This is a genomic window from Succinivibrio dextrinosolvens DSM 3072, from assembly GCF_900167015.1.
Classification (GTDB): domain Bacteria; phylum Pseudomonadota; class Gammaproteobacteria; order Enterobacterales; family Succinivibrionaceae; genus Succinivibrio; species Succinivibrio dextrinosolvens.
The window spans coordinates 1-19,037 of record NZ_FUXX01000046.1 but is presented as its reverse complement, the minus strand read 5'-3'; the positions used below and the strand labels follow the sequence as shown (position 1 = coordinate 19,037).

At 40.5% G+C, this 19,037-nt stretch carries 14 protein-coding genes and 2 pseudogenes; 7 read left to right on the top strand and 9 right to left on the bottom strand.

The genetic code is table 11. From position 1 onward, the window contains the following. The 5 genes from B5D46_RS10150 to B5D46_RS10130 form a co-directional block, all read right to left on the bottom strand. Nucleotides 1-224: hypothetical protein (locus B5D46_RS10150; RefSeq protein WP_143675648.1), on the bottom strand; the 224-nt coding region annotated here is incomplete at its 3' end. Nucleotides 225-616: 392 nt separating this feature from the next. Further along, complete coding sequence (locus B5D46_RS10145; RefSeq protein ID WP_159443095.1) at nt 617-1,501, bottom strand: PHP domain-containing protein; 885 nt, start codon at nt 1,499-1,501, stop codon at nt 617-619. A gap of 1 nt (nt 1,502) precedes the next feature. Continuing rightward, the gene (locus B5D46_RS10140) at nt 1,503-3,392 is read right to left on the bottom strand and encodes an ATP-binding cassette domain-containing protein (RefSeq protein WP_078929368.1); all 1,890 of its coding nucleotides are present in this window, start codon (nt 3,390-3,392) and stop codon (nt 1,503-1,505) included. After that, nucleotides 3,392-5,914: a bifunctional 23S rRNA (guanine(2069)-N(7))-methyltransferase RlmK/23S rRNA (guanine(2445)-N(2))-methyltransferase RlmL gene (gene rlmKL / locus B5D46_RS10135; RefSeq protein ID WP_078929367.1), complete on the bottom strand. Its 2,523-nt coding sequence runs from the start codon at nt 5,912-5,914 to the stop codon at nt 3,392-3,394. The genes B5D46_RS10140 and rlmKL overlap by 1 nt, the downstream gene beginning before the upstream one ends. A gap of 73 nt (nt 5,915-5,987) precedes the next feature. Beyond that, on the bottom strand, nt 5,988-7,106 hold the full coding sequence (locus B5D46_RS10130) for an SLC13 family permease (RefSeq protein ID WP_051639212.1): 1,119 nt from the start codon (nt 7,104-7,106) through the stop codon (nt 5,988-5,990). 335 nt (nt 7,107-7,441) lie between these two features. Between B5D46_RS10130 and B5D46_RS10125 the strand changes: the two genes are divergently transcribed. The 5 genes from B5D46_RS10125 to B5D46_RS10105 all read left to right on the top strand — a co-directional run bounded on the left by B5D46_RS10125 (nt 7,442) and on the right by B5D46_RS10105 (nt 13,362). After that, nucleotides 7,442-9,115 (top strand): alpha-glucosidase, encoded by a 1,674-nt coding sequence (locus tag B5D46_RS10125; RefSeq protein ID WP_078929366.1) that lies wholly within the window; start codon nt 7,442-7,444, stop codon nt 9,113-9,115. 20 nt (nt 9,116-9,135) lie between these two features. Further along, complete coding sequence (locus B5D46_RS10120; protein ID WP_159443094.1) at nt 9,136-10,530, top strand: MFS transporter; 1,395 nt, start codon at nt 9,136-9,138, stop codon at nt 10,528-10,530. A 14-nt stretch (nt 10,531-10,544) separates the two neighbouring features. Beyond that, complete coding sequence (locus B5D46_RS10115; RefSeq protein ID WP_078929364.1) at nt 10,545-11,441, top strand: AraC family transcriptional regulator; 897 nt, start codon at nt 10,545-10,547, stop codon at nt 11,439-11,441. Nucleotides 11,442-11,840: 399 nt separating this feature from the next. Further along, the gene (locus B5D46_RS10110; protein WP_078929363.1) at nt 11,841-12,686 is read left to right on the top strand and encodes a metallophosphoesterase; all 846 of its coding nucleotides are present in this window, start codon (nt 11,841-11,843) and stop codon (nt 12,684-12,686) included. Between the two features lie 199 nt (nt 12,687-12,885). Further along, nucleotides 12,886-13,362 (top strand): hypothetical protein, encoded by a 477-nt coding sequence (locus B5D46_RS10105; protein WP_078929362.1) that lies wholly within the window; start codon nt 12,886-12,888, stop codon nt 13,360-13,362. Nucleotides 13,363-13,469: 107 nt separating this feature from the next. On the opposite strand, the gene B5D46_RS10100 is transcribed toward B5D46_RS10105, so the two are convergent. Together B5D46_RS10100 and B5D46_RS10095 are read right to left on the bottom strand one after the other, a co-directional pair. Further along, nucleotides 13,470-14,471, bottom strand: coding sequence for a GGGtGRT protein (locus B5D46_RS10100; protein WP_031491154.1), 1,002 nt, complete (start codon nt 14,469-14,471; stop codon nt 13,470-13,472). Nucleotides 14,472-14,485: 14 nt separating this feature from the next. Further along, nucleotides 14,486-15,184, bottom strand: a complete 699-nt coding sequence (locus tag B5D46_RS10095) for an iron-sulfur cluster assembly scaffold protein (RefSeq protein WP_078929361.1) — start codon at nt 15,182-15,184, stop codon at nt 14,486-14,488. A gap of 431 nt (nt 15,185-15,615) precedes the next feature. Between B5D46_RS10095 and sstT the strand changes: the two genes are divergently transcribed. Next, nucleotides 15,616-16,857 carry a serine/threonine transporter SstT gene (sstT, locus tag B5D46_RS10090; RefSeq protein WP_078929360.1) on the top strand — a complete coding sequence of 414 codons (1,242 nt, stop codon included), beginning with the start codon at nt 15,616-15,618 and terminating at the stop codon, nt 16,855-16,857. Nucleotides 16,858-17,009: 152 nt separating this feature from the next. Here sstT and tnpB read toward each other — a convergent pair whose 3' ends face one another. Beyond that, a complete protein-coding gene (gene tnpB / locus B5D46_RS10085) occupies nt 17,010-18,113 on the bottom strand; it encodes an IS200/IS605 family element RNA-guided endonuclease TnpB (RefSeq protein ID WP_078929359.1) in 1,104 nt (367 codons plus the stop codon). 106 nt (nt 18,114-18,219) lie between these two features. Next, nucleotides 18,220-18,291, bottom strand: a pseudogene (locus B5D46_RS12495) (IS200/IS605 family transposase); the annotation flags it as partial. Between the two features lie 340 nt (nt 18,292-18,631). Between B5D46_RS12495 and B5D46_RS10075 the strand changes: the two are divergent. Continuing rightward, a pseudogene (locus B5D46_RS10075) lies at nt 18,632-18,919 on the top strand (HU family DNA-binding protein); the annotation flags it as partial. Between the last annotated feature and the right edge of the window lie 118 nt (nt 18,920-19,037).

Below are 19,037 nucleotides of genomic sequence, written 5' to 3'. Positions count from 1 at the left end.
CTTTGGGCACAGGAAGAGAGCTGGTTCATCTGTATCTTTTTGTTACGATTTTCGCTGAAGCCTTTATACAGGTATCTCTTGATGCAATAGTAAATTGCGCCAGAAGTACACTGCAGTTTTCTTGAAATTGCATTAACAGGAAGCTCGGTTGTTAGAAGTGCCTGCAGAATAGCTCTGTGTTTAAGATTAGAAATGTTATTGAGGTTGATTTCAGATTCAAGCATTTTCGCCATCCTTAATAGAAACAAGTGATGGTGAAATTATGCCTTTTAGTAGAAATTTACTTTAGTAGGAAACTGTTTACGCTTACTCAGTTGTAAATGACAAGGATGAAACATTCGGTGTTGAAAAGACTCTGGATATCTGTCTTAACAAGTCTGAAGAATCAGCTACTGATCAGCTGATTGCACTTTACAAAGCTTCAAAGGAATTCGCAGGTGAAAAGGAAAATGATCTGGATATCTGCGCAATTGTGGTTAAGAAGAATGCCAAGAACAAGGAATTTGATGAGGAATAGAAATCCTCTATAAGAATAGAAGACGAAAGGCTCCAGAGATGGAGCCTCATTTTTTCAGATTAACCAGTTTCAAGACTGTTCTTTAAGCTTAATTCCTACTCAGGCCTCAGTTACAGGCTCCAAAGTAGGAAAATTATACCTCTCAGCCTGAGGACACTCCCAGACTTTCTTTAGATCATCTGGAATTCTAAGCCCCAGTCCTAGCTCTCTGAAAGGACCTTCATTATGGAAATCAGAGCCAAGTGATGCCATAAAATCATACTTTCTACAGAGTGTAGTCATATAGTTCAGATCATTAAGACTCATCTGAGAACACCCTACTTCCATAGCCTGACCGCCACAGTCCTTAAAATAGGACATAAGTTCACGCAGCTTGGTATTAGTCATCTCATAACGGCGTGGGTGAGCGAGTACTGCAACACCACCTGAACCTATAATAGCGTTACAGGCCACAGAGATATCAGGCCACATAGTCTTTACATAGCAGCTCTTACCCTTTTTAAGGTAATAATTGAAAGCCTCATTAGTATCCTGAGCTCTGCCCATCTCTACAATGTATCGAGCGTAATTACCTCTGGTAATTGAAGCTCCATCGGCTGCTCTTTTTCGGCACTCCTCGTAAGCATTGGCAAAGCCCTGCTTTTCAAGCTTGGCACCGATAGCACGGGCACGTTCTTCACGAAATACCTTCTGACCTTCAAGATACTTTAAAAGGACATCTGATTCCGTATCAATAAAGAGGCCCACAATGTGAATCTGATAACCATTCCACATGGTAGAAAGCTCAGCACCAGGAATAAGCTCAAGCTTGCCTGAGGCTGCATTTTGAGCTTCCTTTACACCAAGAACTGTATCATGATCAGTCAGTGCAAGATGAGTAAGACCTTTATTGAGCGCTCTCTCTACAAGCTCAGATGGAGATAAGGCTCCATCTGAGGCATTTGAATGAGAGTGCAGGTCAATCCTAGAAAATACGGCTGCCAAGTTATTCCTCACTTAACATTTCAAGCTCTTCCCAGCGTGCATAAAGAGCATCAAGCTCTTCCACAAGCTTTGTTCTCTCATCAGAGATTTCTTTTGCACTGGCTCCGCCGTCTGCATATATTGAAGGATCGTTGAGTTTCTCATCCAGAACAGAAATCTTCTCTTCAAGAGCTTCAACCTTTGCCGGGATTTTCTCAAGCTCATGCTTTTGGGTAAAGGAAAGACCGGAGGTTTTCTTCTCACGTACAGCCACATCGACTCTGACCACGCGACCTTCGTTATCCTGTTTATCTAAAAGCTCTTTCTCTTCTCTATCCTTCTGTACTCGCTCATAGTATGCAAGCACATCAGACCAGCCACCGATTACTGATTCAATCTCTCCGTTACCGTCAAATACCCAGGTTTCTGTTGCAACTTTATCGATGAACTGACGATCATGGCTGATTACGATAACAGTACCTTCGTAATTGGCAATGAGATCCTCTAATAGTTCCAAGGTCTCAAGGTCAAGATCGTTGGTTGGCTCGTCCATAATCAGAAGATTGGACTTTTTGGCAAAAAGCTTAGCCAGTAAAAGACGGTTCTTCTCACCACCTGATAAGACGCGAACCGGACTTCTGGCACGGCGACCTGTAAAGAGGAAGTTTGCAAGATAGGAGATTACATGCTTACTTTTACCGTTGATGGTAACCTCAGTATGACCATCAGCCACGTTATCGGCAACACTCTTATCCAAATCAAGAGCCTCATGGTACTGGTCAAAATACTGAATTTCCAGATTAACACCGGTCTTGATTTTACCCAGTGTTGGCTTTACCTGTCCTAAAAGAGTCTTGATAAGTGTGGTTTTACCGGCACCATTAGGACCGGTGATACCGATACGATCGCCACGCATTACGGTTGCAGAGAAGTTTTTAATGATATCTCTTCCGTCAAAGCTTAATGAGATATCCTTAATCTCATAGATAAGATTACCGCTACGAGAGGCCTCATTAGCCTCCATAATAACGTTTCCAAGTCTGTCACGACGGTTGGCTCGAACCTCACGCAGATGCTTTAAATCGCGGACACGCCCTTCGTTACGGGCAAGACGGGCTTTAACACCTCGTCTAATCCAGGCTTCCTCTTCAGCAAGAACCTTATCAAATTCGATATTGGCAAGCTCTTCCTTTCTAAGTCTCTCATCTCGAAGCTCAATATATTTAGAAAAGCTGCCAGGATAAGAATATATAAGACCTCTATCAAGCTCGACAATTCTTGTAGCACAGTTATCTGCAAAGGAGCGGTCGTGAGTAACAAAGATAATGGTACCATCGAACTTTTTAAGTTCTTCTTCAAACCAGATGATTGATTCAATATCAAGGTGGTTGGTAGGCTCATCTAACAGCAGAAGCTTAGGCTCTGAGGCCAGAGCTACTGCCAGGGCTGCCTTACGTCTGTTACCGCCTGACAGATCGGCAAGAGGAGTATTTGGCTCAAGGCCGATACGGTTTAAAACCTTTTTAATAACCGCATCCTTGGCCCAGCCATCATGCTTATCAATAAAGGATGACAGCTCCATCTGCTCGTGAGGGTCGGTACAGCTGAAAAATTTAGCCAGAGCCTCTCCTACAACAGGAACACCTGTTGCAGCAAGAGAATAGACAGTACCTGAGGTGTACTTAGGAGGGTCCTGATGCAGAGCTGCAATCTTAAGACCGTTCTGAATGATGATTCGACCAGAATCAAGCTCGCGGGTTCCCTCAATTAAAGAAAGAAGTGTTGATTTACCGGTGCCGTTACGACCTACAAGACAGATTCTCTCGTTCTCTTCAACTGAGAGCTCTGCCCCTTCTAAAAGTTTATCAGCACCGTTTGTAAGATGAGCATCAATAATTGATATCAGACTCATTACAGATCCTTAATTCCGTCAGGACCGAATACGCGAGGCTTACGTTTTGCAGTTCTGCTCTTTGAGCCGAAGCCACGGTTGTTTTCCTTACGATCCCTTGAGAATCTTCCACTCTTGCCATCCTCAAAACGTTTTCTGCGAGGAGAGTCAGAGTTGAATTCAGAATCTGATCTTGTGAATCTGCCCTGCTTCTGTGTCTTGTAGGATGAGGTTGAAGCCTTGGCATTACCCCATACCTTGTTGGTCAGAGTCTCTCTTACAGATTCCTCATAATCATTTCTGTCTGTATAGTCATGATAGGTATCGCTCTTGGCTGAAAGGCTCTTCTGCCACTTAGGAGCAGCCTTACCTGAAGTCATAGGCTCAGGCTGTTTTATCATATCAGCTCTGTTAAATACCAGCCTGTAGCAGGTGTGAATCTTCTTGTCACGGGCAAAGTCACGAGGCAGAGTCTTCTCAGAGATATTCTCAAAGCTGAAGCCGTACTCGCTTATTGACTCATCGAGTACAAAGCCTCTCATGTTGTTACAGAAGATTACCTCTCCACCATCCTTCAGATGGCGGGTAAGATTTGCAAGCAGCTGTACATGGTCACGCTTAACATCAAAGGATGACTCCATTCTCTTTGAGTTAGAGAAGGTTGGAGGATCGATATAGATTAAATCGAACTTCTCTTCCTGATCCTTTGACAGCCATGCAAGACAGTCAGCCTGGATAAAATCGGTATTATCCAGGGATAATGAGTTAATTTTAAAGTTATCCATACCCCAGTTTAAATAAGTCTTACTCATATCAACTGAGACTACACGGGTAGCTCCGCCTAAAGCTGCAGCAACAGATGCTGAACATGTATAGGCAAACAGATTCAGAACAGATTTACCCTGTGATTTTTCACGGATAAGCTTACGAATAAGTCTGCCATCTAAGAACAGACCGGTATCCAGATAATCGTACAGGTTAACCTTGAATAAGGCATTATCCTCATTTACGGTAATAAATTCGTTACGTAATTCCTCTGATTTCTCATACTGTCTGTCACCAGACATAACCTCACGGCTCTTTAGAATTACCTTATCACCGGATACACCTGCAACCTCGACAGTAGCACTGAGCATATCAAGCTCATGGCGCTTTGCCACACGAGGATTTACCTTGGCAGGAGCCTTGTAGGCCTGAATTACATAATAGCCGTTGTAATAATCAATTGCGGCTGCATACTCAGGAACATCAGCATCATAAACACGGTAGGCATTGGTGTTTACATTCTTAGCCCACTTCTGCATGTAGGCAAGATTCTTCTTTAGGCGATTTGAAAAATCGGTGGCAATGGCAAGATTCTTCTCTTCCTTTACAGTAAGAGTCTCAGTCTCATTGATATCGAAAACTCTCAGCTGACACTCAAGCTCACCGTTGTAAAGCTTGTAAATCTTGTCAGCATGCAGACGCATACAGGATAAAAGCTCTGCAGAGGTTGAGATAACCGCTGCTCTTGCGCCTTTAAAATAATGTTTAAAGCCCGCACCAATCTGAGTATATAAAGAAATAAGCTCATTGAAGTTACCCATTCTCTTACCGTATGGAGGATTGGTAACAATGGTAATCTTATTCTCGTTGGTAAATGGATTATAAAGATTCTGCACATTGCTGTGGAATACCTTTACAAGATCAGCAAATCCAGCCTTCTGAGCATTCTCGTTGGCAATGGTTACAATTCTGTCATCAAGGTCAAAGCCGATAATCTGAATTCCCTTGCGAACTGCAGACTCAATTCCCTTGCGGCTTCTCTCGCGGGCTTCTTCTACAAGGTTCAGCCATACTTCGTTGTCAAACTGCTTTAGAGCAAAGAAACCAAAGTGCTCACGACGAAGACCGGGTGCAGTATCAGTTGCAAATGAAGCAGCCTCGAACAGTAGAGTACCTGAACCGCACATTGGGTCCAGGAAGTTCTCATTGTTATAGCCTGAACGCTTAATCATGGCAGCAGCCAGATTCTCCTTTAGAGGAGCGGCACCGGTACCACGGTGGTATTCTCTCTTTAACAGAGCCTTTCCTGAAAGATCTAAAAGAATGTTGGCACTGCCCTTCTTGTCCAGATGACAGTTAATGACCACATCAGGATTATCCCTGTCAACATCAGGTCTTCCGCCCAAGGTTTTCTGCATACGGTCACAGATGGCATCCTTAACCTTTAGCGCACCGTACTGAGTGTTACGGATTGAGGAATTGGTTCCTGAGAAACTTACAGAAATAGTATTGCTCTTATCAAAGTATTTCTCCCAGGCAACACCGTTGGCACCGATATAAAGCTCAGTGTCGGTCTCGCAGAAGAACTCTGACAGCTCCAGGAGGATACGGGATGCAAAACGGGACCACAGACAGGTTCTCATACCTGTAGTAAAGTCACCTTTGAAGGATACACCTGCTACGGTTTCCTTAGCATCTTTAGCACCTAAATCAATAAGTTCATTAAGTAAAAGACTTTCCAATCCCTTAGGACAGGTCGCAAAAAAAGATAATGCCATGTATAAAATGCTCCATTAAAACTGTCTACATTATACTTGCATATATCTTTTTTTAGGTGATTTTTTTTGTATCCTAGAAAATTGAAGGGAACAGAATGTGAATTGGTACCAGTACAAACAGAAACTTAATGTTGTATTTGGTGAATTTTCTTAAGTAGTAGAGAGGACGAGAACCGTCAACCTTCATATATGCCTTAAGTGAAATCAGAGAAGCCATTGAAGCAACACAGGTTCCCATACCTCCGACATTCACACCTTTTAACAGACTGTCTGAATCCATGGCAAACTCAGCAAGCATAACCGTTGCAGGTACGTTACTTATGATCTGAGACAGACACAGTGACACAAAGTACTCATAGTTCTTGACAAAGTGATGAGCCACATCGGCTACCATGGCATAGGTACAGATATTACTTACAAAGACAAAGAGGAATACAAAAAGCAGCAGGAGCTTGTAGTCAGCCTGTCTGAACATCTTTCTGTCTACTACGGCTACAGAGCAGATAACAATCCAGGCCATGGAGTAGACATCGATAATTCTTAATACAGCCATAAGACACAGAATGAAAAGCATAATAAAGGCTACGGTTCTGAATGGCTTAAATGGGGTTGTAAGCTGTTCCTTTAAAGTAAGAGGACTTTTATCAATAAATACGGTAAAGATATATAAAAGCACAGCACAGACAGTAAAGACCGGGCCTGTTACTCTTACAAACTCCAGAAGATCATAATGATAGAAACTATATATAAAGAGGTTCTGAGGATTACCTACCGGGGTGAGCATACTGCCGGCATTTGCGGCAATGGTCTGAAGTGATACCACAGGAATGATAAGATCGTCTCGGCCTAAATCCTGCAGAGCCTTAATAGCTAATGGCACAAAGATAATCAGAGCAACATCGTTGGTGACGGCCATAGAAAAAAAGAAGCATACAAAGACAAACAGTCTTGATAATGATCTGGCATCGTACACAAACTTAAAACACTTCTTATATAGATAGTCCAGAACTCCAAGCTTTCTGAAACCAGCCACCACAATCATAAGACAGAACAGCAGCACCAGAATTCTAAGGTTAAGTCCCTCTTCAATTCTCTCCAGTGAGACATTAGGTCCGAATGAGGAAACAACAGCAAGGATCAGAGCAATGTTCAGATCAAGATTCTTTTTAAAATACGACAGTAACTGCTTCATATCACACACCAAAAATCAGTGTGCAAAGTATATAGCAAAATCATCACCACGGCTTAACTATTTCAAAATATCAATTCAGTGCAGTTAATATGTGATAGGTTTCATAAATTAAGTTAAAAAACATTAAATTTACACAGTCATTTTTGAGCACTTTTGTTATACCTTTTATATAGGTAAGTTCTTTGTTTTATAAAGAAAAGTTAACATACAGCATGTATCTATACTTAAATCAAAAATCAATTTTGTATATATAAATACAAAATAGTTCACTATTTTACATAAAATAAAAAATGTATACTCTGCGCATAAATATGGTTAATGGAGTATATAGCAAAATGAAATTAAACTGGTGGCATGGAAAAATTGCATATCAGATTTATCCAAAATCCTTCAAGGACAGCAACGGTGACGGTATTGGTGATTTAAAGGGAATTATCTCTAAGCTTGATTATCTAAAAGAGCTTGGTGTAGATATCATCTGGTTATCACCTATATATGTATCTCCTTTTGTTGATAACGGATATGATATCGCTGATTACCGCAACATAGCTCCGGTTTTTGGAACCATGGATGATTTCGATGAGCTTTTAGCAAAGGCTAAAAAGCTTGATCTTCACATTATTCTTGATCTTGTGGTAAATCACTGTTCATCAGAGCATGAGCTATTCAAGAAAGCCTTAAAGAATCCACAGGGTGAAGAGGCTTCCTATTTCTACTTTGCCAAGGGCAAGGATGGAAAGACTCCAGACAATCTTCGTTCATATTTCGGCGGCTCAGTATGGGAAAAGGTAGAGGGCTATGATGATCTTTACTACCTGCACTACTATGCAAAGGAGCAGCCTGATTTAAACTGGAACAATCCTGTACTTGTAAAGAAAGTCTACGACATGATCAACTGGTGGCTTGATAAAGGTATTTCAGGCTTCCGTGTCGATGCAATCATGAACGTAGCAAAGGATTTATCTTTCCCAGGCTTACCTGCTGATGACATCGACGGTCTGTGCGCCGCTAACAAAATGACCGGCAAGCTTACAAACAGAATTCCTAAGATGTTAAATGATCTTAAGTCAAACACCTTTGACAAATACAATGCACTTACAGTTGCAGAAGCTTTTGGTGTTAGCGATGAGGTTCTGCCAAAGCTTTACGGAGAAAACGGCTGTTTCTCAACCTTATTTGACTTTTCAGCACGTGAGCTTTATGAATCTCTGCCAGGCTACTATGCTTTCCCTCATTCAACAGTTAAGCACTACAGAGATCATAACTTCTCAACCCAGAAAAAGGTTGGTTTAAGCGGATTTATCTGCCCTATCCTTGAAAACCATGATGAGCCTCGTTCAGTAAGTCTGTACTTAAAGCCTCATCAGCAGAATGCAAATGGAGCAAAGGCTCTGGCTACTGCATTCATGTTCCTTCGCGGACTGCCATTTATTTTCCAGGGACAGGAACTGGGTATGACCAATACTCATTTTGACAGCCTAGACGAATTCAAAGACCTGCTCTCACATGATGAATATAAAAAATGCCTTGCTCACGGATTAACTGAAGAACAGGCTTTAGATGCATTAAACAATCATGCCCGTGACAATGCCAGAACTCCTATGCTTTGGGATGATTCTGTAAATGCCGGCTTCTCAACCGGAACACCTTGGATGAAAGTACACCAGGACTACAAGTCCATGAATGTTGAGTCACAGAAAAAAGATAAGAATTCTGTTCTTAACTACTATAAGAAACTGACAGCTCTAAGAAAGTCCGAGGACCTTCTAAACTGCTTTACCTATGGTCGTTTTGAAGAGATTGACCTGCATTCAGATGAAGTAATCGCATACTCCAGATCTGATGATCAGCATAAGGTTGGAATCTTCTGTAACTTTGAGGATGGCAATCTTGAGATTCAGCTTTCTGACGGTGAAGAATTACTGTTGCAAAGTTCAGATACTGTAAGCATCACTGACAATAAGCTAGTTATTGGCCCATGTGCTGCCGCAGTTGTAAAATTAAAATAAATTTAAAGGAGTCATTAAAAATGGTTATTGAAGCATTAAAAAATCGTGCCGATAAACCACTTCCAATCGGAGTAACCGAAAAAGTTGCATACGGTCTGGGAGATTTCGCAAGCTGCATGCTTTACGTGGCAACACAGGCCTTCCTGATGTTCTACTACACTGAGTATGTTGGTGTTAACGTTGGTATTGTTGCAACCTTAATGCTGGCATCAAGATTATTCGACGGTTTCTCTGATATCTTCATGGGACACCTGATCGAGCGAACCGTATCACCATACGGCAAGGCAAGAGCCTGGATCCTGCGCATGCTGATTCCTTATATTCTTGGTTCAACCCTGCTGTTCTCCGTACCTGAAGGTTTAGGAGATACAGCTAAACTGATCTATATTTTCTTCTCATACAACTTTACTATTACTGTTGTATATACAGCTATCAATCTTCCTTACGGCGCGATGAGTACCATGATGACAAGAGACAGTTACGAGAGATCTGTAATTGTTATCTACAGAATGGTGCTCGCGGCTGCAGGTAATGCAACCATTACAGCTATAACCATGCCACTGGTTAACTTCTATGGTAACAATACCCGTGCATGGACTTACACCTTCCTGACCATCGGTGTAATCGGTGCAGCTGTATTCTTTGTAACCTTCTTCTTCTGTCACGAGCGAATTGCATCTCCAGTTCCAGCTCCAGAGCAGCGCAACTTCAAAAAGGCGATGAAGGGACTGTTCTCAAACCGCTACTGGGTAATGCTGACTCTTGCAATGGTCTTCGTTTGTACTTCTGATGTTACCTTCAATACTGTTAACATCTACTTCTGCAAGTACTTCCTGAACGATCCTGAGCTGGTTGGTACATACGGTATTCTGGTTAATGCAGGCAGATTTGCCACCATGATTCTTCTGCTACCATTTATGCTGAAGATTGCAGGCAAGAGAAACTGTCTTCTGATGGCATGTGTAATGCTGTGCATTGCAATGGCAATCAGATTCGCATTCCCTCATTCAGTAAATGCATTCTATCTGACCTCATTATTCTATGGTTTTGGTCAGGGTTTCACCTGGACCACTCTATTTGCTATGATTCCTGATACTGTAGAGTATGGTGAGTACCGCGACGGTGAACGTCATGAAGGATACATCTATGCGGGTGCATCTTTCGGAACCAAGGTTGGCGCAGGTTTAGGTCCTGTTCTGATGGGCTTTGTTCTTGATTTCGGCGGTTATGTTCCAAACGCAGTAGAACAGACAGCTGCAGCAAGCAATGCAATCCTATGGGCAAGCACCCTGCTTCCAATCGGTATCCTTGTATTGGGTATCATTGCAATGTTAGGCTATAAGCTGGATAAGGAATATCCTGAAATCATCAAGGAACTTGATGCAAGACAGGCAAATACAGTAGTAGCTGACTAATCGGAGATATAATCTTGACCACAGTTTTAGAAATAGAAAATCTTAAGGAAACTCTTAATCGAGGAGACTCAAACTTTCCTCTTGAGAGCTACGTGTGGTCAGGATATAACTTTGAGAACAACATTAAAATGCATTGGCACAGTGATGTGGAGCTGGTTCGCTTTATAAAGGGAGAATTCAGTTACACCATCAAAATGCAGGAATACAAAATAAAAGACAGAGCAATTGCATTTATACCTGCCAATGTACTTCACTCTTTCATTCTTCCATCCTATTCCTCTGAAAGCGCTGTAGTTTTCAATCCTAAAATGCTGCCTTTCAGTGAGTACGACAAGAATGAGAGAGCTTTAAGCAAAGCTCTGGTTTTGGGTTACACCTCCCAATATAAACCGATAACTCCGGATGATCCTGATTTTGAAATCCTTGATGAGGCTATCGACTACATAGTTGCCAACTCAAAGGCAAATTCGGTCTGTTCAAGACTTAGAATCAAATCAAAGCTTATCGAGATCTTTGCTATTCTGCAGAGTAAAGGCTATTTCTCAGAGGAAGCAGTCACATCAGACAATTCCTCCATGCAGAGAGAAGATCGAGTTAAGCTTCTTTTAAAATACATCTCAGAAAATTACCGAAAGAATATTACAGTTAATGAAACTGCAGAAAAACTTGGCTTTACAACCGAGTATTTCTGCAGATTCTTTAAGAAGAATTTTGGTGAAAGTTTCATTGATTATCTCAATGACTATCGAATGGATCGTGCGGCGCAGGCCCTTCTGCTGACAAATCTGCCGATTGCCAAGATTGGCGAAAACTGCGGATATCAGAATTCAGGTTATTTTTTTAGAGTGTTCAAAAAGAAATTCGGGTGCACACCAAATCAGTTCAGAACATTAAAGTCCGCCAAAGGCTAGACTATATTTCATCAAGATGCTCTCTTTCTTTAAGCATACGCTTAAATGAGAATAATCCGGAGAGTTCCATCTTTACAAAAAAGCAAAATCTTTTGGTCATTTTTCAATCTCGCTAAAAAGAAACTTTGTATAGACCTGCTATACAAAGTTATCAAACAAACACAAGAACTTTTTGTAATTTCAAGAGGTTGCCCTCTTGTTTCTCTCCTGAGATTCGGCTCATTGGCCGGTCTAATAATCCGTCTAAATAAGTTAACGGACAATGTCAGATTTCCTTTAGCATAAAAATTAAAAAAGTCTAATAATATGATTTAAATAAGAAAAAACATATAAACTAGGTATATATTCATATAAAAATCTAGAATCATATAGTTTTCTATCTCTAATAAACGCAAAAAAATGAATAATACGCTCAGCACTCCTTTTTTCAGACTTGATGGTTTTGCACCCTTAGAAAAACTATTCGTTATGACAGATATACACGGCTGTTATGAGGCAATGGAACGTCTATTAAGCTTTTATGATGGGAAATCAAAGGTTGTTTTCATGGGAGATGCCATAGACAGAGGAGAAAAAAGCTTTGAAGTCGTGAAAAGACTTCTTGAGCTTAATGCTGTTACTTTGTTTGGTAATCATGAAATCATGTCTTTGGATTACTACTATTACAACGACTTCAACGATGAGGGTATGACTCCAAGTAAGCTCTGGGTGTTTTTCAACGGAGGTGAAACTACACTTGAGTCATTTGAAAAGGCTGTACTAGATGGAGAGGAGAATCTTGAAAAGAAAAATCCAGACAAATACTTCCCTGCTCCATATGAAATATACGTTAAAAACTGTGTAAGTCATTATCTGAGTGGCAATATTCTTTTCTGCCATGCAGGTCTGCCTACAGATAGAAGCTTTGATTTTTCATGCAATCCTTTTGACAGAGATAACTTTGATAAAGAGTATGCCTGGTGGCGAGGAGAGACAGAACAGGAGAGTGGATATACCTCTCAGCGTATATTTGAAGGCCAAAAAGTATTTACAGTAAGTGGTCACACCACCTGTGAGTGCTCAAAAATGCGTCAGCCATTTGGAATACGTCTTGATACAGGACATTCTTTGAAAGCAGCTCTAGAGATTGAGCCTCTCTCAGATACATCCTCACAATACAGAATTATTCTTACCTCATGTGATGAGGTTGAAGATGCTGGCGATATACAGAAAGCTTTTAAAGAGATCCTAACAGGCTCCATTTGAAGACAATGAAGACTTATTTGAAGATAGAGACAAATTTGCGTGTGCACAGTTTATTTTATTCACAATCTTTGACGCTTATCTAAGCAAAAAAGACTAATGAAGAAACAGCATAATAAATCTCTAATTTTCTTCAACGATAATAGTTAAAAAGAAGACTTAATATTTAACTGAAGCTTTTCAATTCAATCAGGATATAAATATGAAAAATCAAACAAAACTATTCTCTAATATCCTTAAAAAATTAAAATCAAAGCACAATTATGATGATTTCCAGCCACAGAAAGTAATCGAAAAAATCAATGGCAAGAAAGATCTATACATTGTTCCTGTAGACGAGGAATTCGATCCAGAACTTAAGATTAAAAAAGACGTTGTTGGAATTCTTGATACAAACAGAGATGAAATTCTTACAAAGCTGATTAAATACTGGGATAACACTAAGGATAAGGCAGAACTGTTTAAATGGAAAATAGATTTTCCTTTAAATTCTCTAATTGGTGTGAAGTTTTCTGATTCTATTTCTGAGTCTAAATTCCAGTTTAAATCTGAGGAGCTGGTAAACGATACAGCTACAACCTGGTTCAAGGCCAAGCTTAATATTATTGAAACCAATATGCAGGTTAAGGTTTCAGCAATGCCATCTGTAAATGAACTAGTCTTAGAGGCTGCAATTTAACAAAACAGATTATATATTCAAAATCTATATAATTAAGGTGACATTTATAAAAAAGGCCTTCTCATTGAGAAAGCCTTTTTCTTTACTTATTCAGATAAGGATTTAAATTACTTGTTTAAAGCCTGTGAAACCTGAACAGCGATAGCTACAGTTGCACCTACCATTGGGTTGTTACCCATGCCTAGGAAGCCCATCATCTCAACGTGAGCTGGAACTGATGAAGAACCTGCGAACTGAGCATCTGAATGCATACGACCCATGGTATCGGTCATACCGTATGAAGCAGGACCTGCAGCCATGTTATCTGGGTGTAGAGTACGTCCGGTACCACCACCTGAAGCAACAGAGAAGTACTTCTTACCCTGCTCGATGCACTCTTTCTTATAAGTACCAGCTACTGGGTGCTGGAAACGGGTTGGGTTGGTTGAGTTACCGGTAATAGAAACGTCAACACCCTCGTGGTGCATAATTGCAACACCTTCACGAACATCGTCAGCACCGAAGCAACGTACATTAGCACGCTCAGTATCTGAGTAAGCCTTGGTGTTAACAATCTTCAGCTCTGAAGTGTAGTAATCGAACTTGGTCTGAACATAGGTAAAGCCGTTGATACGTGAAATGATCTGAGCAGCATCCTTACCTAAACCGTTCAGGATAACGCGTAGAGGCTCTTTACGTGCCTTGTTAGCGTTACGAACGATACCGATAGCGCCTTCAGCAGCAGCAAATGACTCGTGACCAGCTAGGAAGCAGAAGCACTTGGTCTCGTCACGTAGAAGCATAGCACCTAGATTACCGTGACCTAAACCTACCTTACGATCCTCAGCAACAGAACCAGGAATACAGAAAGCCTGCAGACCGATACCGATTGCCTCAGCAGCATCAGCAGCAACCTTGCAGCCCTTCTTGATAGCGATAGCTGCACCAACGGTATATGCCCAGCTTGCGTTCTCGAAAGCAATACCCTGAATATCCTTAACAGTCTGATATGGGTCTAAACCATACTGAGCGCAGATTTCCTTACACTCTTCAACAGACTTAATGCCATACTGAGCTAATACACCATTGATTTTATCAATACGACGCTCATAACTTTCAAATAATGCCATCTTTTAGTACCTCGTTACTCGTGTCTTGGATCAATATACTTAGCGGCATTATCCCACTGGCCGTAGTAACCGCGGATCTTGTCTAAACACTCTTTACCAGATAACTCTGGGTGAGCCTTTAATAGATCCATTAACTTGCCAAGATTTACGAACTCGTAACCAACAATCTCGTTGTCCTTGTTTAAAGCTACGCGAGTTACATAACCCTCAGCCATTTCTAGATAACGTGGACCCTTTTCCTTGGTTGCGAACATGGTACCAACCTGACTACGTAGGTTCTTACCTAAGTCTTCAAGAGAAGCACCGATTGGAAGACCACCCTCAGAGAATGCAGTCTGAGTACGGCCGTAAACGATCTGTAGGAATAGCTCGCGGTATGCAGTGTTGATTGCGTCGCAAACTAAGTCAGTGTTTAAGCCTTCAAGTAGGGTCTTACCGATAAGAATTTCTGAAGCCATAGCTGCAGAATGAGTCATACCAGAGCAGCCGATGGTCTCAACTAGAGCTTCCTGAATGATGCCGTCTTTAACGTTTAAGGTCATCTTGCAAGCGCCCTGCTGAGGAGCACACCAACCCACACCGTGAGTTAAACCGCTGATATCTTTGATTTCTTTAGCCTGAACCCACTTACCCTCTTCAGGAATAGGAGCAGGACCATGGTATGCACCCTTGGTTACAGGGCACATATTCTCTACTTCTTTAGAATAGATCATTGGTGGTACCTAATTTGAATGTGTTCAATAAATGTTATTTTCACGTTGTAGAACATCTGAATATTTATCTATCTCTCTGCTTTTTCACTGATTTTTCTAAATCCGTTTCCAAAGCAAAATGTTCTAAAACACAAAGATTATAATACACACCGCTTCAAATTTCCAAAAACTTAAGCTTAAAATTCTATTTTCTTGGTTTTGATTCCAGAATTTTAGACTTACTGTCAACATTCAAAAATCAAAAATGCATTTTTCAAATTTGCACTAAAATAATTCATAAAAATAAAAGTGTGATCTAATCTTGCACTTCATCATTTTTTATTGTAAAAATTCTTATCGGACAAAATTTCGATAGAAAAATATAAAACAGATTTGATTAAAAAGCTGTTTATAAACGATGAGTTATTTTTAAGCATTTAAAGGAAATTACTATGCTAGAGAGTGAAAATCCAAAGGGACCGCTGTTCTTTATGGTTCTTTCAAGAACACCATTTATTCTTCAGATTGTCTGCGGTCTGATTCTAGGTATATTAGCAGCTTATGTTTATCCATATGACACCACAATTATTCCAACCTTCGGTGTTATCTTCGTTAAGGCTCTAAAGGCAGTTGCACCTATTCTGATTTTCGTTCTAGTATCTGCAGCTATTGCAAAACACAAATCCGGCATGCAGACCAACCTAAAGCCAATCATTGCTCTTTACTTCGCTGGCATGATTCTTTCAGGCGGTCTGGCTCTTGTAATGAGCTACATGTACCCAAGCACCTTCAGCGAACTTGCAACCAATGCTAATGTTTCAGCTCCACAGGGTATCAAGGAAGTATTGGTAAACTTCGTAACCCAGGCTGTTGAGAATCCAGTTTCAGCTTTCATCAACGGTAACTTCGTTGCAATCCTTCTATGGTCAATTGCACTTGGTATGATGTTCAGATACTCACACGACAATACCAAGAAAGTCCTAGATGATCTTGCCATTGCAGTATCAGGCGTTATCCGTATGGTTATCCGCTGTGCTCCATTGGGTGTATTCGGACTTGTATACTCTTCATGCACACAGGAAGGCGGCTTTGCAAATCTTCTAAACTACGTACACGTAGTTGTTGTGCTGGTTGTAACCATGCTGATTATTGCTCTGATTATCAACCCAGTTCTAGTATTCCTGACCACCCACAAGAATCCATATCCTCTTGTATTAAAGTGTCTAGCAAAATCAGGAACCACCGCATTCTTCACCAGATCATCAGCAGCAAACCTTCCAGTTAACCTGGCTCTATGTGAGGAATTAGGTCTGAACAAGTCAACCTACACCATCTCAATTCCTCTAGGCTGCACAATTAATATGTCAGGTGCAGGTGTTACCATCGTTATTATGACCATGGCAGCTGCCAATACCTTAGGTATTCATGTAGACTTTGCTTCAGCATTCCTGATGTGTATTGCCTCTGTTCTATGTGCATGCGGTTCATCAGGTGTTGCAGGCGGTTCACTAATGCTGATTCCTCTGGCATGTTCTATCTTTGGTATTCCAAATGACATCGCAATGCAGGTTATCGGTATTGGCTTTATCATCGGTGTAGTTCAGGACTCATGCGAGACTGCACTAAACAGCTCAACCGACGTTATCTTCACTGCTGCAGCATGTGAAAGAGCAGAGAGACTTGCTAAAAACTAATTCTTGACACTCCCACGACTGAAGTCGTGGGATTCCTGTTTCATAGACCACAGCATAGCGAACTACGTCTTACACGATCTCTAGGAGAATTGCTCCTCCAGCTTTTCAGCACAGGCTTAAAATTCCGTATGCCCTACGGTATTGTCAGTATTTCAGGCTACTGACAAGCCTTTATTCAGGATATTCACGCTGGCATTTAAATCTCTGTCGTGCCTTGCGTGGCAGCATGGGCATTCCCATTCTCTAACTGAGAGATTCTTTACCAGAGTATTCTTATATCCGCACTTTGAGCACGTCTGAGAGCTAGGATACATGGTTGGTACTTTGATTACCTTTCTACCGTACCACTCTGCTTTATATTCAAGAGTCTCAAAGAATTTTGACCAGGCTACACTTGAAATAGATTTTGCAAGCTTATGGTTCTTCAGCATTCCCTTTATATTCAAATCCTCTACCGCTATCACTTGGTTTTCGTTAATAAGCTTTGTAGAGCATTTATGAATAAAGTCATTACGCTGATTTGCTATCTTCTCATAAACTCGTGCTACCTTTAATCTCTGTTTCTGTCTATTCTTAGAATTCTTTTTCTTGCGTGAGAGCTTTCTCTGTTCACGTTTGAGTTTCTGTTGTGACTTTTCCTGATATTTAGGATTGTTCACCACATTACCATTGCTGTCTGTATAAAAGCTCTTGATTCCTACGTCAATTCCTGTGAAATTGGAACTTGACTCAAGCTTCTCTGGCTCAAAATCAACATTCAGTATTACAAAATACTTTCCTGTAGCTGTTCTGCGGACTGTAACATTGTTGATATGTCCGACTTCCATGGTCTGCCTGAACTTTAATAATCCTAGTTTGGGAAGTTTGATTCTGTTTCCATCAATGCGGATTGAATCTTTATTATTACCTTTCTGATTTACTGTTCTGTAGCTTAACTGATAGTGGTGCTTACTTTTGAATACTGGATGGTTGGCTTTCTTATCAAAAAAACGTACAAATGCTTTCTCTAAATCTCTAAGAGACTGTTGCAGTGCAATAGAATCAACTTCATTGAGAAAAGAGTATTTTTCCTCTTTCTTCATTGCTGTAAGCATGGCTGAAGTCTGGTTATGGCCGACTTTTTCTCCCTTTGCATACTTCTCGTTTCTGAAAGCTAGTCCTTTGTTATATACAAGGCGTGAACAGCCTAGAGTTTTATTGATTAACTCCTGCTGAACTTTATTTGGATATGCTCTAAATATTACGCCTTTATTCATACTCTTTGCTAAGGTCTTGTTTTTTGGGTATCAACGTACCATTTAATTGTTTCAGAACTGACTTTTCCTGCTGTACTTACAAAGTAACGGCGTGATTAAATATCTATCTGCGAAATCTTGGACAAAACACAAAATGATAGTTTATCAATGATACAGTTGTTTTTGTATGTTTATACATGTCATTCGTGTACATATATTATCACACTTTTAACTTGTGTCTATAGTTTTTATCCGCACATACTTAAAGATAATGCGAGATCTCATCCACCCGGTTAAAACCGTGGGTTTTCACGCACGCATAATTTATAATATTTATTCTAAAATATAGGGCCTCTGAATAGCTGATAAATACAGCGTTTTGGAGGCCTTAGTTATTCCCAAACCGCATCAAAACAAGCTTCTTAACAGTAAATATTTTTATCTAGCTCACAGTTTCCAACAAAAAATCGCTTCAATTCCTTGCTACAACTGAGTTTTGATGTATATTCAGTTAAAACAACAAACAACCACAAAGGAAATATACTATGAATAAAACTCAGCTTGTTGATGCTATTGCAAAGACTAGTGGTCTAACTAAGGTTGATTCAAAGAAGGCTGTTGAAGCTTTCCTAGAGTCTGTACAGGCAGCATTAGTTAAGGGTGACACTGTTCAGCTAATCGGCTTTGGTACTTTCAAGGTATCAAAGAGAGCAGCTCGTCAGGGTCGTAATCCAAGAACTGGTGAAGTTATCAAGATTGCAGCTACCAAGGTACCTGCTTTCTCAGCTGGTTCTGCATTAAAAGACGCAGTTAACAAGAAAAAGTAATTTTTCATCGTAAATTCTTCAAGGAGGCTGGCTAAAAAGTATGTCAGCCTCTTTCATTTTTCAAACATAGAATTTTGTTATTTCTAGGGAATTGAAATTTTCAAATACGATTTTGTTG